We start from the raw sequence: 14,493 nt of genomic DNA on the forward strand, positions 1-14,493 counted from the left end.
GGTGTCGGTGGGGTGGTGCCTGGGTTGCTGGTGGGGGCGATGTCCAGGTTGCTGGTGGGGGTGATGTCGGGGTTGCTGGTGGGGGTGATGTCGGGGTTGTCGCTGGAGTGGTGCCCGGGCTCTCGGTTGGGCTGATGACCGGTCCGCCGGTCTGGGTCGATGCCCGGTCCGCCGGTTTGGGCCGCCCCCCGTCCGCCGGTTTGGGCCGACCCCCGGTCCGCTGGTGGGCCGGTGCCGGTTGCCGCCGGGCCCGCTTGTCGGCGGTCGGCCTCGGTGTGCGGCAGGGCGGTGTCACCCGCCTCAGGGCGCCGGGCCGCCCCTCCGCGGCGTCAGGTTCGCCAGGGCAGTTCCGCGATCACCCGGGTGGGGCCGCCGGCCGGGGAGTCCACCACGAGGACGCCGTCCACCGCGTCGAGGCGTCCGGCGAGGCCGGCCAGGCCCGAGCCGCGGGAGACGTCCGCGCCGCCCACACCGTCGTCGGCCACCTGCAGCATCAGCCGGTCCTCCGAGCGCCAGACGTCCACCGACGCGGACCGGGCCCGGCTGTGCTTGCTGATGTTCTGCAGCAGCTCGGAGACGGTGAAGTAGGCGATGCCCTCGATGGCCGGCGCCGGGCGGGCCGGCAGATCGACCTCGACCCGCACCGGCACCGTGCAGCGGGAGGCGACCGAGGACAGCGCCGCGTCCAGACCCCGGTCGGTCAGTACGGCCGGATGGATGCCGCGGGCGAGGTCGCGCAGCTCCTGCAGCGCCGTCTTCACCTCGCCGTGCGCCTCCTCCACCATCCGCGCCGCCGACCGCGGGTCCTCCCGGAGCTTCTCCTTGGCCAGCCCCAGATCCATGGCCAGGTTGACCAGCCGGGCCTGCGCCCCGTCGTGCAGATCCCGCTCGATGCGCCGCAGGTCGGCGGCGGCCGTGTCGACCACGACCCCGCGGTCCGACTCCAGCTCCACCACCCGCGCCGACAGCGGCGACGGCCCGAGCAGCCCCCGGACCAGCAGCCCGTCGACGGTCGTCAGGGCCCGTACGATCCACGGCGTGGCCAGTGTGAACAGCAGACCGACCAGCGCGGTCACGGTGATCTCGAACGGGTTGTCCAGATAGACGCTGTGGTGCTCGTCGCCGTACAGCTGCAGCCCGCCCTGGCCGGCGTACGCGGGGAAGACCCAGAACCACAGCGGGTACGTCAGCAGCGCCCAGCCGACCGTCCACAGGCTCACCGCCACCGAGAACGAGAACACCACCCACGGGAACTGCAGCAGCGCGTACAGCATGTTCCGCCAGGAGCCGCCGCTCTTGAGCACCGCGCCCATCCAGGCCGCCGCGCCCGGCTTGCGCATCCGCAGCGGCTCCGGCTCGGCCACGTCCAGCCGCAGCAGCCCGCGCGCCCGCGCCCGCTCCAGCGCGCCGAAGCCGCGGCAGCCGGCGAGCGCCGCCGCGAGCACCGGGATGCCGATGAAGGTCACCAGCAGGCCCGCACCGAGCGACACCATGGTCACCGTCCAGGTGAACAGGATGATGGAGAGCGGCAGGCTCAGCAGGACATAGCCGAACTCGCGCCAGGTGCGCGCCTCGAACGGCGCCCGCAGCGCGGCGGGCAGCCGATGGCCGGTGCCGGCGGACCGTCCGTCCTCCCGCCCGTACCCGTACCCCTGTCCGTACTCCGTGGCCATCGATCCCGTCCTGTTCTCCTCGTCGCAGCGGCGCATCAGCCGTGTCTCCAGAGTCGTGCGCCGGGGCTTTTCGGGCCATGGAGTCCGTCGGCGTCTTGGAGCGGGGGTTTTCCCCACCCCTTGCCTCCGGCGGCCGGGCCGTTCTCCCCGTGCGGTTGGCTTCTTGCGCGGTCGGCTGTGGGCGCCGCTGTGCGCGATCTTCGTGGGGGGTTGTGCTTGTGGGGCGGCCGCGGGGGCGTCGTGCTTGCTCGCGCGGTTCCCCGCGCCCCTAGGGGATTGCAGCCGCCGTACGCGTATGCGGAGCCATCGGCTACTGCGTCCGGTCACGCCACGGGAGCTCTGCCGTGACCGTCGTCGGGCCGCCGGCCGGGGAGTCGAGCACGAACAGGCCGTCCACCGCGCCCAGCCGCTCCGCGAGGCCCCGCATACCCGTGCCGCCCTCCAGCCGGGCGCCGCCGCGGCCGTCGTCCCGGACCTGGATGAGCAGCCGGTCCTCCGTGCGCCAGACGTCCACCGAGGCGGACCGGGCCTGGCTGTGCTTGCTGATGTTCTGGAGCAGCTCGGAGACGGTGAAGTAGGCGATGCCCTCGATGGCCGGGGCGGGGCGGTCCGGCAGGTCCACGGTCACCTTCACCGGCACGGTGCAGCGGGTGGCGACCGAGGACAGGGCCGCGTCCAGGCCCCGGTCGGTGAGCACGGCCGGATGGATGCCGCGGGCGAGGTCGCGCAGCTCCTGGAGGGCCAGCTTCACCTCGCCGTGCGCCTCCTCCACCATCGCCGCCGCCGAGTCCGGATCCTCCAGCAGCTTCTCCTTGGCCAGACCGAGCCCCATGGCCAGGTTGACCAGCCGGGCCTGCGCCCCGTCGTGCAGATCCCGCTCGATGCGCCGCAGGTCGGCGGCGGCCGTGTCGACCACGACCCCGCGGTCCGACTCCAGCTCGGCGATACGGCGTTCCAGCTCGTCCGAGGGCGACAGCAGTCCGCGCACCATGAACCGGTCCACGTTGGTGAACCCCCGTGCCAGGTACGGCAGCACGGGCCACAGCACGAACAGCGAGGTCAGCACCGTACAGAAGGTGAGGACGCCCCAGGGCAGCCGGATGGCGTCGTACAGCAGCGTCCGCCAGCCCACCGGGTCCTTCAGCGCCATCCACAGCCGCTGCATCAGCCCGCCGCCTTTCGCGAGCGGCAGCGGCGTCGGCTCCTCGACCCGCACCCCGAGCAGCCACCGGGCGCGGGCCCGCTCCAGCTTCCCCAGCTGGCGGGCGCCCAGCAGACTGAGCGCCAGCAGCGGCAGACCGATCACGGTGATCGTCAGGGACCCGCCGACCGACAGCACGGTGATCGCGTAGACGAAGCCGAACACCGTCACCGGCAGGTTCAGCAGGAGATACGCGATCTCCTTCCAGGTGTGCGTGTCGTACGCGGGCCGGATCGGGGGCAGCCGGTCGGTGCCTTCGGCCCGGTCCGTGGCGGAGCTGGTAGCGGTCATACCGGTCAGCCTGCCGTGCGCGATGCCCTCCGCGCCATGCGGTACGCCGCCCTCCGCCGACGGGGGAAAACCCCACCCTCGCGCACCTCACCTGTCTCACCCCGTGACGGGCTGCTTACCGGGTCTTTATCAGGGCCTAGACTCCGGTGCGTACAGATCGTCGAATCTCGTCGATCCGGTCACCAGTCAGGGAGCGAGGGGCGCACGGTGCGGGAGACGTTGGGGCACTCGACGGCCGCCGCGGCGAACGTCATCGCGGCCGGCTACTTCCGGTCCTACTCGGTGGTGGGCCTGCTCGCCGCCGTCGGCGTGCTGTTCGTCGCGGTCGCCTTCGGCGCGGGCCGACTGCTGCGCCCGGTCGTACCGACCCCCGAGAAACTCCTGACCTACGAATGCGGCGTCGACCCCGTCGGCGAGGGCTGGGCCCACACCCAGGTCCGCTACTACGTCTACGCCTTCCTGTACGTGATCTTCGCGGTCGACTCGATCTTCCTGTTCCCCTGGGCGACCGTCTTCGCCGCCCCCGGCTACGGCGCGACGACCCTGGTGGAGATGTTCATCTTCCTCGGCTTCCTCGCCGTGGGCCTGCTGTACGCATACAAGAAGGGCGTCCTGACATGGACGTGACCCCTACTCCTGTGTCGCTCCCCGAGCCGAAGCGGCTGGGCGCGCTCGCCCGTCTGGCCCCCGAGCCGATGAAGGTGATCCTGAACTGGGGCCGCCGCTACTCGCTCTGGGTCTTCAACTTCGGCCTCGCCTGCTGCGCGATCGAGTTCATCGCCGCGTCGATGGCCCGCCACGACTTCATCCGCCTCGGCGTGATCCCCTTCGCGCCCGGCCCGCGCCAGGCCGACCTGATGGTGGTGTCGGGCACGGTGACCGACAAGATGGCCCCGGCCGTGAAGCGCCTGTACGAGCAGATGCCCGAGCCGAAGTACGTCATCTCCTTCGGCGCCTGCTCCAACTGCGGTGGCCCCTACTGGGACTCCTACTCCGTCACCAAGGGCGTCGACCAGATCATCCCGGTGGACGTGTACGTCCCCGGCTGCCCGCCGCGCCCCGAGGCGCTGCTCCAGGGCATCCTCAAGCTCCAGGAGAAGATCGCCCGCGAGTCGCTGGAGGAGCGCTACGGCCACTCCCGCCCGTCCGCGGCCGCCCTGACCAGCGACCTGGTGAAGCCGCCTGCCCCCGCTGGTGAGGAGGACGGCCGATGAGCACGGTCGGCTGGCTGCCCGCCCCGGTCGAGGACCTCTTCGGTACGGACGCCACGGCCGAGGAGTCGTACGACCTCCTGACCGTGGACGTGGCGCCGTCCTCCTGGCTCACCGCCCTGGAGACGGCCCGTACGACCCTGGGCTGCACCTACTTCGACTGGCTGAGCGCGGTCGACGAACCCGGCACGGGTTTCCGCGTGTCCGCGCACGTCGTCGCGCTCTCGCCGGTCCGGCGGCTGCTGGTGCGGACGACCGTCCCGCACGAGGCGCCGGCGCTGCCCTCCGCCGTCGGCGTCTACGCGGGCGCCGCCTGGCACGAGCGCGAGACCCACGAGATGTTCGGCGTCGTGTTCGAGGGCCACCCCGGCCTGGAGCACCTGCTCCTCCCGGAGACCTTCGAGGGCCACCCGCTCCGCAAGGACTTCGTCCTCGCCGCGCGCGTCGCCAAGGCCTGGCCCGGCGCGAAGGAGCCCGGCGAATCCGAGCACGGCGGCCCGAAGCGCCGCCAGATGCTGCCCCCCGGCGTACCGGACCCCAACGAATGGGGCCCCCTGAAGGGCCAGCTGCCCCCGGCCCCGGCCCGCCCGGCGCGTGGCGCGGGCCGCGCGGCCACGGCCGCAGACCGTCCGGTACGACGCGCCCGCACGGCAGCGGAGGGCTCCGCGAGCCAGCCCGGCCCAGCGGGTGAGGGCGCGGTTGGTGCAGCGGGTGCTGATGCTGGTGCAGCTACCGGGCCCGCCGGCGCGCGGCCGCGGCGGATGCGGAGTGCGAGCGAGGGTTCGGTGAGCCAGGCGCCGACGCCGGCCCCTCAGGACGCGGCCGAGCTCAAGCAGCCCTCGGCCGAGGCCGGCGCACCCCAGCCCGCGGCGGCGGAAGGTCCGGCCCCCGAGGCCTCCGTCGCACACGAGCCCGCCCCGGCCCCGGCCCGTCCGCGCCGAGCGCGCAGCGCCTCGCAGGGCTCGGCCTCACAACGGCCCCAGCCCCCGGACCCGACGGCACCCACCTCGGGCGAGCCCACGGCCCCGGACCAGGCACAGCCGACGGCCCCGGGCCAGGCACAGCCGACGGCCCCGGGCCAGGCACAGCCCACGGCCCAGACACAGCCCACGGCCCCGGACCAGGCACAGCCGACGACACCGGACAGCGCGCCCCGCCCCGCCCGCCGGAGCACAGCCCCGCGCAGCTCGGACGCCCCGTGGCACCACGCCCGCCCGGCCTTCGAGGAGCCAACGCAGCCCGATCGGACCCCGGCGGGGCCTGAGGGGACTTCTGCGGGGCCTGAGCAGGCCTCTGTGGAGCCCGAGCAGGCTTCTGCGGATGCTGGGCGGGCCTCTGCAGAACCCGAGGAGACCCCTGCGGGGCCTGAGGGGACTTCTGCAGGGCCTGAGCAGGCCTCTGTGGAGCCCACGTCGGCCTCTGCGAAGCCCGAGCAGGCCCCGGCAGAACCCGAGCCGGCCGCGGCAGAGCCCAGGCGGACCTCCGCAGAACCCGACCGGAGCCCGGCAGAGCCCGAGCGGACCCCCGCTGAGCCCACGCAGGCCCCCGCTGAACCCGGCCGCATCGAGCAACAACCCAGCCGGCCCGCCGACGGTGAGGACCGGCCCGCCGACGGCAACGGCCGGACCACCCGCGAGAGCCCGGCCGCTCCCCGTACCCCCAACGACGACGACCCCACAGGAGGCCCGCAGTGAACGGCGCGCTGGACGTCGGCCTGCGACTCCTGGTCGTGTTCGGCGTCTTCCTCACCTTCCCGCTGATCATCGGTCAGACCGAGCACAAGGTGATGGCCCACATGCAGGGCCGGCTAGGCCCGATGTACGCGGGCGGTTTCCACGGCTGGGCCCAGCTCATCGCCGACGGCGTGAAGTTCGCGCAGAAGGAGGACGTGGTCCCGGCCGGCGCCGACCGCCGTGTCTTCCAGCTCGCCCCCGCCGTCGCCCTGCTGCCGTACCTCCTCGTTCTGCTCGCCATCCCCATTGGTCCGAGCAAGGGCGCCGTCGGCCAGGTCCTCGACGCGGGCGTGTTCTTCGTGCTCGCCGTGATGGGCGTCGGTGTGCTCGGCTCGCTCATGGCCGGCTGGGCCAGCGCGAACAAGTTCTCCCTGCTCGGCGGTCTGCGCACGGCCGCCCAGCTGCTCGCCTACGAACTCCCGATGCTGCTTGCCGCGGCCTCGGTCGCGATGGCGGCCGGCACGGTGTCCCTGCCGGGCATCCTGCACGCGTTCCACTGGTGGTGGGTGCCCTGGCAGATCGTCGGCGCGGTCGTCTTCTTCGTCGCCGGACTCGCCGAGCTGCAGCGCCCGCCGTTCGACATGCCCGTCGCCGACTCGGAGATTATCTTCGGCGCCTACACCGAGTACACGGGCCTGCGTTTCGCACTCTTCCTCCTCGCCGAGTACGCCGGCATCGTCGTCCTGTGCGGCCTGACCACCGTCCTCTTCCTGGGCGGCTGGCACGGACCGTGGGGCCACGACGGCCTGGGCTGGCTGTGGACCCTGCTGAAGACGGCGATCCTCGCGTTCCTCGTCATCTGGCTCCGCGTGACCTATCCCCGCCTGCGCGAGGACCAGCTCCAGAAGCTCTCCTGGACCCTCCTCGTCCCCCTCTCCCTCGCCCAGATCGCCCTCACCGGCATTGTCAAGGTGGTGATCAGCTAGCCATGGCTGTGCCGTCCCCGCCCTCCCGGCGCCGTTCTCTCGCGCCCACCCGGCCCGGCATCCCCGGCTCCGGCCTCGCCAAGGGCCTGGCCGTCACCCTGCGCACGATGACCAGGAAGTCGGTCACCGAGCAGTACCCCGATGCCCAGCCCGAACTGCCGCCCCGCACCCGCGGAGTGATCGGCCTGTTCGAGGAGAACTGCACGGTCTGCATGCTGTGCGCCCGTGAGTGCCCGGACTGGTGCATCTACATCGACTCCCACAAGGAGACGGTCCCGCCGGCCGCCCCCGGTGGCCGCGAGCGCAGCCGCAACGTCCTCGACCGGTTCGCCATCGACTTCTCCCTGTGCATGTACTGCGGTATCTGCATCGAGGTCTGTCCTTTCGACGCGCTGTTCTGGTCCCCGGAGTTCGAGTACGCCGAGACCGACATCCGCGACCTCACCCACGAGCGGGACAAGCTCCGCGAGTGGATGTGGACCGTCCCGGCCCCGCCGGCCCTGGACCCCGCCGCGGAGGAGCCGAAGGAGATCGCCGCCGCCCGCAAGACCGCCGAGAAGCTGGCGGCCGCGCAGGCCGAGCCGCAGGAGCCTCAGGAGCCGCAGGGAGGCGAATCGTGAGCCCCACCGCAACCCTCGGCCTCGCCCCGGCGGTGAGCCTCGCCGGCGCCGGGCACGGCACCCCTCTGGCCGCGGCCCATCCCGGCTTCCTGTCCCCGACCGGTGTCGAGATCGCCTTCCTCCTCGTCGGCCTGGCCACCTTCGGCGCCGCGCTGGTCACCGTCACCACCCGCCAGCTGGTGCACGCCGCCCTGTGGCTGGTGGTCGCCCTCGGGGGTCTCGCCGTGGAGTACCTCCTCCTCACGGCCGAGTTCATCGCCTGGGTGCAGGTCCTGATCTACGTCGGTTCCGTCGTCGTCCTCCTCCTGTTCGGTCTGATGCTCACCAGGGCGCCCATCGGCCGCTCCCCGGACGCCGACTCCGGCAACCGCTGGGCCGCGCTGACCGTCGCGGTCGCCGCCGCCGTCGCCCTGGTCTGGGTGGTCGTCGACGCCTTCCGCACCACCTGGATCGACCTGAGCGGCCCGGCCGCCGGCAGTACCCGGGTCACCGGCGCGAGCCTGTTCCGGAACTGGGTGCTGCCCTTCGAGGCTCTGTCCGTGCTGCTCCTCGCGGCCCTGGTCGGCGCGATCGTCCTGTCCCGCAAGGCGAAGGCGGAGTCGAGCCCTCCCCCTGTGAACTCCCGGGCGGTCACCGAGAGTTCCCCTTCCGTCACGGATTCCGGAATTCACCCGGCCGAGCAGGAAGGCGCCCGCTGATGCACCTCGCCTACCCCGCCGTACTCTCGGCCCTCCTCTTCTGCACCGGCCTGTACGGCGTCCTCGCCCGCCGCAACGCCATCCTGGTGCTGATGTCCGTCGAGCTGATGCTCAACGCCGTCAACCTCAACCTGGTCGCCTTCGACGTCTGGCTCAGCCGGGCCGCGAAGGAGACGCTGCACTCCGGCCAGGCGCTGACCCTGTTCACCATCGCCATCGCCGCCGCCGAGATCGGCATCGGCCTGGCGATCGTGCTCGCCGTCTACCGCAACCGCGGCACCTCCGACATCGACAAGCTCCGCGACACCGCCGAGGGCCCCGACACCGAGGGCCCCGACTCCGGGAGCCCCGGCTCCTCCGCGGCCGAGAAGGCTGAGGCCACCGCGTGACCACGACCACCCTCGCCGCCCTCGTCCCCCTCCTGCCGTTCCTGGGCGCCGCCGCCGGACTGCTCCTCGGCCGCACCGCACCCGGGTTCGTCCGGCCGCTCGCCGTGCTGCCGCCGCTGGCCTCACTCGTCCTGGCCGCGCTGGTCGCCGTACGCCAGGGCGGAGGCCAGGCCATCGACGCCCACACCGAGCTGACGCCCACCGGCTCGGTCCCGATCGAGCTGGCGCTGCACATCGACGGCTTCGCCGCGCTCGTCGCGATCCTGGTCGCGTTCGTCGCGGCCTGCGTGCAGATCTACTCGACGGGCTATCTGCGCGACGACCCGCGCTACCCCTCCTACGCCGCCCTCGTCTCCCTGTTCACCTCCGCGATGCTCCTGGTCGTCTACTCCGGCGACCTGATCGTGCTGCTGGTCGGCTGGGAAGTCATGGGCATCTGCTCCTACTTCCTGGTCGGCCACTACTGGGAGACCCCCGAGGCCCGCGCCGCCTCCCTGAAGGCCTTCCTGGTCACCAAGCTCGGCGACGTGCCGTTCCTCATCGGCCTGTTCGCCCTCGCCACCGACGCCGGCTCCTTCCGCATCACCCGTGTCCTCGGCACCGTCGCGAGCGGCCATCTGCACCACCCGACGCTGATCGCCCTGCTGCTCCTCGCGGGCGTCGCGGGCAAGTCGGCGCAGTTCCCGCTGCACACCTGGCTCCCGGACGCGATGGCGGGCCCGACGCCTGTCTCGGCGCTGATCCACGCCGCGACGATGGTCGCCGCCGGTGTCTACTTCATCGCCCGCCTCCTTCCGGTGTTCGAGGCCTCCCAGGCCGCGATGACCGTGCTGGCCGTCATGGCCGCCCTCACGATGGTCGGCTCGGCGCTCGCCGCGCTCGCCCAGGACGACATCAAGCGCGTCCTCGCCTACTCGACGATCGGCCAGCTCGGCTACATGACCGGCGCCCTCGCCGTCGGCGACCGCGGTGCCGCCGTCTTCCACCTCCTGTCGCACGGCGCCTTCAAGGCGCTGCTGTTCCTCGCGGCCGGCGTGATCATCCACGCCGCCGGCACCAACTCGCTGGCCGCGATGTCCCGCATGAACGGCCTGCGCGACCGCGTCCCGGACGCCTACTGGACGATGACCGTGGCGCTCCTCGCGCTCGCCGCGATCCCGCCGTTCAGCGGCTTCTTCTCCAAGGAGTCCGTCCTCGGCGCCGCCGAGCACGTCGCCACCGGGAGCACCGACCACGCCCCCGGCGCCGCCGGCTGGATCGTCCTCGTCGCCGGTCTGCTCACCGCGCTGCTCACCGCCGCCTACGCGGCCCGGCTGTGGCTGCTGGCCTTCCGGGGCCGGGGCGCCGAGGCCCCCGACCACGGCCGCCAGCCCCTGACGATGACCGTGGTGCTGTGGGTCCTCGCCGTGCCGTCCCTGGCCTTCGGCGGGCTCGCCTACCGCTCGCTGCCCGGCTGGTTCGACGGCCGCGACCTGACCCCGACCCTGCTCACCTCCATCCTCGGCACGGGCCTCGCCCTGGTCGGCGGGCTGCTCACCTACGGCGCCTGGCAACGCACCAGCGCACTCGCCGCCCGTATCCCGATGGGCGCGGTCGCCGCGCATCCCGAGGGCGACGCGGGGCTGGTCGAGGCAGAGGCCATCGCCAGCCACGAGCCGGTCTACGGCAACATCGCCTACGCGCCCGACCTGGCCGATCCCGGGCGGATGCTGCTCGGCCCGCTGTACCGGCACGCTGCCGTCGGCTTCCACCTGGACGCCGTGTACTCGGCGCTGTTCGTCCGCCCGGTACAGGCCGGAGCGAGTCTCGTCCGGTTCCTCGACCGCGAGGTCGTCGAGACCTACGTAGCCGGCGCGGCCGCCCTGCCCCGAGTGCTCGGGGCCGCCGTGCGGCGTGCGCAGACCGGCAATGTGCAGACCTATGTGAGCGCGCTGCTCGCCGGCACCGTCGTCCTGGCGGTCGCCGTCGTCCTCGTCGCCACGGGAGCGTGAGCAGGCGTGATCGATATCAACGAGTCCGTGATGCAGTTCCTTCTGGCATTCGTCGTCGTCGGCCCGCTCCTCGGCGCCGTCGCCGCTCTCCTCCCGGCCCCGCCCGGGCTGAAGGGGAAGTCACCCGAGCAGGCCGTGCTGCGGCACGGCGTCACCGTGACGGGCGCGATCCTCATCGCCGCGATCGCCCTGGCGCTCGGCTTCGACCACGACCATCCGTCGAAGATGCAGGCCACGACCGACATCAGCTGGATCCCCGCGCTCGACGTGCGGATCCACCTCGGCATCGACGGCATTTCCCTCCCCCTTCTGGTCCTGACCGCGCTGCTGACCTTCCTCTGCGCGCTGTACTCCTACTTCAAGCCGCCCGCGGGCGGCTCCCCGAAGGCGTTCGTCGCGCTGCTGCTCCTGCTCGAGTCCGGCACCCTCGCGACCTTCGCCGTCCTCGACCTGCTGCTGTTCTTCCTCGCGTTCGAGATGGTGCTCATCCCGATGTACTTCCTCATCGCCCGCTGGGGCGGGGAGGGGCGGACCCGGGCCGCGTGGAAATTCATCCTGTTCACGCTGCTCGGCTCCGTCGTCATGCTGCTCGGCCTGCTCCTGATCGGAATCAAGGCGGGCACGTTCGACATGGTGGCACTAGCCACTGACAACGGCCGGTCGCTGACCACATCCGTGCAGGTCATCGCCGTTCTGGCGGTCGGGATCGGGCTCGCGGTCAAGTCGCCGATGTGGCCGCTGCACAGCTGGCTGCCCGACGCCCACACCGCGGCGCCGACCGTCGGCTCGGTGCTGCTGGCCGGTGTCCTGCTCAAGATGGGTACGTACGGGTTCGTCCGCATCCTTCTGCCGGTGGCGCCACACGGGTTCCACACCTTCGCGCCGTACCTCGCCGCGTTCGCCGTGGTCGGGATCATCTACGGATCCCTGGCCTGCCTGGCCCTGGCCAAACGGGGTGCGAAGGGCGACCTCAAGCGGCTGATCGCCTACTCCTCCGTCGGCCACATGGGCTTCGTCCTGCTGGGCATCGCCACCATGACCCCGACCGGCGTCAACGGCGCCCTGTTCGCCAACATCGCCCACGGCCTCATCACCGGCCTGCTCTTCTTCCTGGTCGGCGCGCTGAAGGACCGCACCGGCAGCACCGACCTGGACACCCTGGCCGAGGAGACCGGAGCCGCCCTCTACGGCAAGGCCCCGCGCCTCGGCGGACTGCTCGCCTTCGGCGCCGTCGCCTCGCTCGGCCTGCCCGGACTTGCCGGGTTCTGGGGCGAGATGCTGGCCCTGTTCGGCGCGTTCAAACCCGCCGCCGACCTCAGCCGGCCCGCGTTCCTCACCTTCATGGCGATCGGCGCGTTCGGCACCCTGCTGACGGCCGCGTACATGCTGATCGTGGTCCGCCGCGTCTGCATGGGCGGCGCCGAACACGAGGTCCCGAAGCTCGCCGACGTCCACGGCTACGAGTTCGCGGCCTGGACCCCGCTCGTCGCCCTCACCGTCGTCGCCGGACTGTGGCCGAGGGCGCTGCTCGGCCTGACCGACCCGGCCGTGCACCAGCTCCTCGCAGGAGGCACCCGATGAGCGCCCAGCCCCTCGCCGAGTCGCTGGTCCAGTCCGTCGACTGGCTCGCCGTCGCCCCGCCGACCATCGCCGCCACGGTGGGACTGGTCGTCCTGGTCGCCGACCTGTTCCTGCCCGAGGCCCGCAAGCCCGTCCTCGGCTGGATCTCGGTCGCCGGACTGGCCTCGGCCACGCTGATGCTCCTGCCCCTCCTGGACGGAGACCGCAGCACCTTCTGCCTGACCGGCACCACGCGCGCGTGCAGCTACACCGCCGACCACTTCACGCTCGTCATCCAGTTCCTGGTCCTCGGCGGCGCCCTGCTCGCAGCCCTGCTGTCGGTCACGAACCTCGAGGACGACCAGCCGCGCGTCCCACCGGGGGAGTTCTGGTTCCTGCTGCTGTCCTCCGCGGCCGGCGCCGCCCTGCTGCCCGCCTCCCGCGACCTGGCGACCCTGATCGTCGCCCTGGAGGTCGCCTCCCTGCCGGCCTTCGCCCTCGTCGGCATCCGGCACGGCGACAAGCGGTCCTCCGAGGCCGCGCTGAAGTTCTTCCTGTCCTCGGTGACGGCCACCGCGGTCAGCCTGATGGGCGTCAGCTTCGTCTACGCCTCCACCGGCACCCTCTACCTCACCCAGGTCGCCCAGCGTCTGACACACGTCGACGGCCAGCTGCACACCCTCACCCAGGCCGGTGTCGTCCTCACCCTGATCGGCTTCGCCTTCAAGACGGCAGCCGTCCCCTTCCACTTCTGGGTGCCCGACACCTACGTCGGCGCGCCGCTGCCCGTCGCCGCGTACCTGTCGGTCGTCGGCAAGGCGGTCGGCTTCTCCGGCCTGATCCTCGTCACCGTCGTCGCGTTCCCGTCGTACGCCGACGTCTGGGGCCCTGCGCTCGCCGCGCTGGCCGCGCTCACCATGACCGTCGGCAACGTCGGCGCCCTGCGCCAGCAGGCCACGCGCGCGTACAGCGCGGTACGACTGCTGGCCTGGTCCTCCGTCGGACAGGCCGGCTACCTGCTGGTGCCGATCGCCGCCGCCGGCTACGCCCAGGACCCGCGGAAGGCGATCGGCTCCACGGTGGCCTACGCGCTGATGTACGCCGCCGTGAACCTCGGCGCGTTCGCGGTGGCCGCCCTGGTGGGCCGTAGCCGGGCCCTCAACCGGATCGCCGACTACCGGGGCCTGTACGCCACCAACCCGCTCACCGCGCTTCTGCTGGCGTTCTTCCTGCTGTGCCTGGCCGGGCTGCCGCCGGGCGTGATCGGGCTGTTCGCCAAGGTCACCGTGTTCTCGGCAGCCGTCGACGCGGGCCTCGGCTGGCTCGCCGTCGTCATGGCCGTCAACGTGGTGATCGCCCTCTTCTACTACCTGCAGTGGACGGCCCTGCTGTTCCGCGCCCCCGAGGGCGAACCCGCCCGGCACCGCGTCCCCGCCCCCCTCACGGCCGCCCTCGCCCTCACCGGCGTACTCGGCGTCGCCCTGTCCGGAGCACCCCAGCTGGTCCTGCGCTTCGCGGCCACCGGCTTGTTCTGAGCCCGCTCCGAGAACAACACCGGACCATTGCGAGAAGCCGCCTCGCGCGCGTAGCGCACCCGTGCCGCCACGCGCGCGTGAGCGCGAACGAGCACGTCACCCGTACGGCCGACCGGCGCCCGTGCAGGCAACAGGGAACTCGTGGCCGCCGCCTGGCGTTGTCACAAGCGGGAGGGTCCACTGGACCAAAGTGTTCCCCAGCTGCACGACTTGGAGGGCGTACGGTGCACCGCCGGCACAACGGGCTCAGGACCGCAGTACTCCTCGGGGGACTGTCCGCACTCATCATCGTCATCGGCAGCTTCTTCGGTCGCGGCGGCCTGGTCGTCGCCGTCCTGGTCGCCCTCGGCACGAACGCGTACGCGTACTGGAACAGCGACAAGCTGGCGCTCCGCGCGATGCGCGCCCGCCCGGTCAGCGAGTTCGAGGCCCCGGCGCTGTACCGCATGGTCCGCGAGCTGTCCACGCAGGCCCGTCAGCCCATGCCCCGCCTGTACATCTCGCCCACTGAGGCCCCCAACGCCTTCGCCACGGGCCGCAACCCGCGCAACGCGGCCGTGTGCTGCACCGAGGGCATCCTGCGCCTGCTGGACGAGCGCGAGCTGCGCGGTGTCATCGGCCATGAGCTCAGCCACGTCTACAACCGGGACATCCTGATCTCCTCG

General features: G+C 72.2%; 13 protein-coding genes. 11 read left to right on the plus strand and 2 right to left on the minus strand.

Annotated features, from left to right (window positions below; all coding sequences use genetic code 11):
- Positions 1–329 precede the first annotated feature (329 nt).
- On the minus strand, positions 330–1,673 hold the full coding sequence (locus ACWC0C_RS24145) for a sensor histidine kinase (protein ID WP_449196342.1): 1,344 nt from the start codon (positions 1,671–1,673) through the stop codon (positions 330–332).
- A 310-nt stretch (positions 1,674–1,983) separates the two neighbouring features.
- On the minus strand, positions 1,984–3,165 hold the full coding sequence (locus tag ACWC0C_RS24150) for a sensor histidine kinase (RefSeq protein WP_449196341.1): 1,182 nt from the start codon (positions 3,163–3,165) through the stop codon (positions 1,984–1,986).
- Between the two features lie 207 nt (positions 3,166–3,372).
- Between ACWC0C_RS24150 and ACWC0C_RS24155 the strand changes: the two genes are divergently transcribed.
- The 11 genes from ACWC0C_RS24155 to ACWC0C_RS24205 all read left to right on the plus strand — a co-directional run.
- Positions 3,373–3,792 (plus strand): NADH-quinone oxidoreductase subunit A, encoded by a 420-nt coding sequence (locus ACWC0C_RS24155; protein WP_449196340.1) that lies wholly within the window; start codon positions 3,373–3,375, stop codon positions 3,790–3,792.
- On the plus strand, positions 3,783–4,379 hold the full coding sequence (locus ACWC0C_RS24160) for an NADH-quinone oxidoreductase subunit B (RefSeq protein ID WP_449196339.1): 597 nt from the start codon (positions 3,783–3,785) through the stop codon (positions 4,377–4,379). Before ACWC0C_RS24155 ends, ACWC0C_RS24160 begins: the two co-directional genes overlap by 10 nt.
- Positions 4,376–6,070 carry an NADH-quinone oxidoreductase subunit C gene (locus ACWC0C_RS24165; RefSeq protein ID WP_450865797.1) on the plus strand — a complete coding sequence of 565 codons (1,695 nt, stop codon included), beginning with the start codon at positions 4,376–4,378 and terminating at the stop codon, positions 6,068–6,070. The genes ACWC0C_RS24160 and ACWC0C_RS24165 overlap by 4 nt, the downstream gene beginning before the upstream one ends.
- Positions 6,067–7,035, plus strand: coding sequence for a complex I subunit 1/NuoH family protein (locus tag ACWC0C_RS24170; RefSeq protein WP_449196337.1), 969 nt, complete (start codon positions 6,067–6,069; stop codon positions 7,033–7,035). The genes ACWC0C_RS24165 and ACWC0C_RS24170 overlap by 4 nt, the downstream gene beginning before the upstream one ends.
- 2 nt (positions 7,036–7,037) lie before the next feature.
- The gene (locus ACWC0C_RS24175; RefSeq protein WP_449196336.1) at positions 7,038–7,655 is read left to right on the plus strand and encodes a NuoI/complex I 23 kDa subunit family protein; all 618 of its coding nucleotides are present in this window, start codon (positions 7,038–7,040) and stop codon (positions 7,653–7,655) included.
- Between the two features lie 32 nt (positions 7,656–7,687).
- Positions 7,688–8,353 (plus strand): NADH-quinone oxidoreductase subunit J family protein, encoded by a 666-nt coding sequence (locus ACWC0C_RS24180; RefSeq protein ID WP_450865818.1) that lies wholly within the window; start codon positions 7,688–7,690, stop codon positions 8,351–8,353.
- Positions 8,353–8,742 (plus strand): NADH-quinone oxidoreductase subunit NuoK, encoded by a 390-nt coding sequence (nuoK, locus tag ACWC0C_RS24185; protein WP_449196335.1) that lies wholly within the window; start codon positions 8,353–8,355, stop codon positions 8,740–8,742. Before ACWC0C_RS24180 ends, nuoK begins: the two co-directional genes overlap by 1 nt.
- Positions 8,739–10,733, plus strand: coding sequence for an NADH-quinone oxidoreductase subunit 5 family protein (locus ACWC0C_RS24190; protein WP_450865800.1), 1,995 nt, complete (start codon positions 8,739–8,741; stop codon positions 10,731–10,733). The genes nuoK and ACWC0C_RS24190 overlap by 4 nt, the downstream gene beginning before the upstream one ends.
- 6 nt (positions 10,734–10,739) lie before the next feature.
- Entirely contained in the window at positions 10,740–12,314 is a 1,575-nt protein-coding gene (locus ACWC0C_RS24195) for an NADH-quinone oxidoreductase subunit M (RefSeq protein ID WP_450865802.1), read from the plus strand.
- Positions 12,311–13,828, plus strand: a complete 1,518-nt coding sequence (locus ACWC0C_RS24200) for an NADH-quinone oxidoreductase subunit N (RefSeq protein WP_450865804.1) — start codon at positions 12,311–12,313, stop codon at positions 13,826–13,828. Before ACWC0C_RS24195 ends, ACWC0C_RS24200 begins: the two co-directional genes overlap by 4 nt.
- A gap of 224 nt (positions 13,829–14,052) precedes the next feature.
- On the plus strand, positions 14,053–14,493 hold a 441-nt coding region (locus ACWC0C_RS24205; protein WP_450865806.1), incomplete at its 3' end, for a M48 family metalloprotease.

The organism is Streptomyces sp. NPDC001709, from assembly GCF_053596375.1.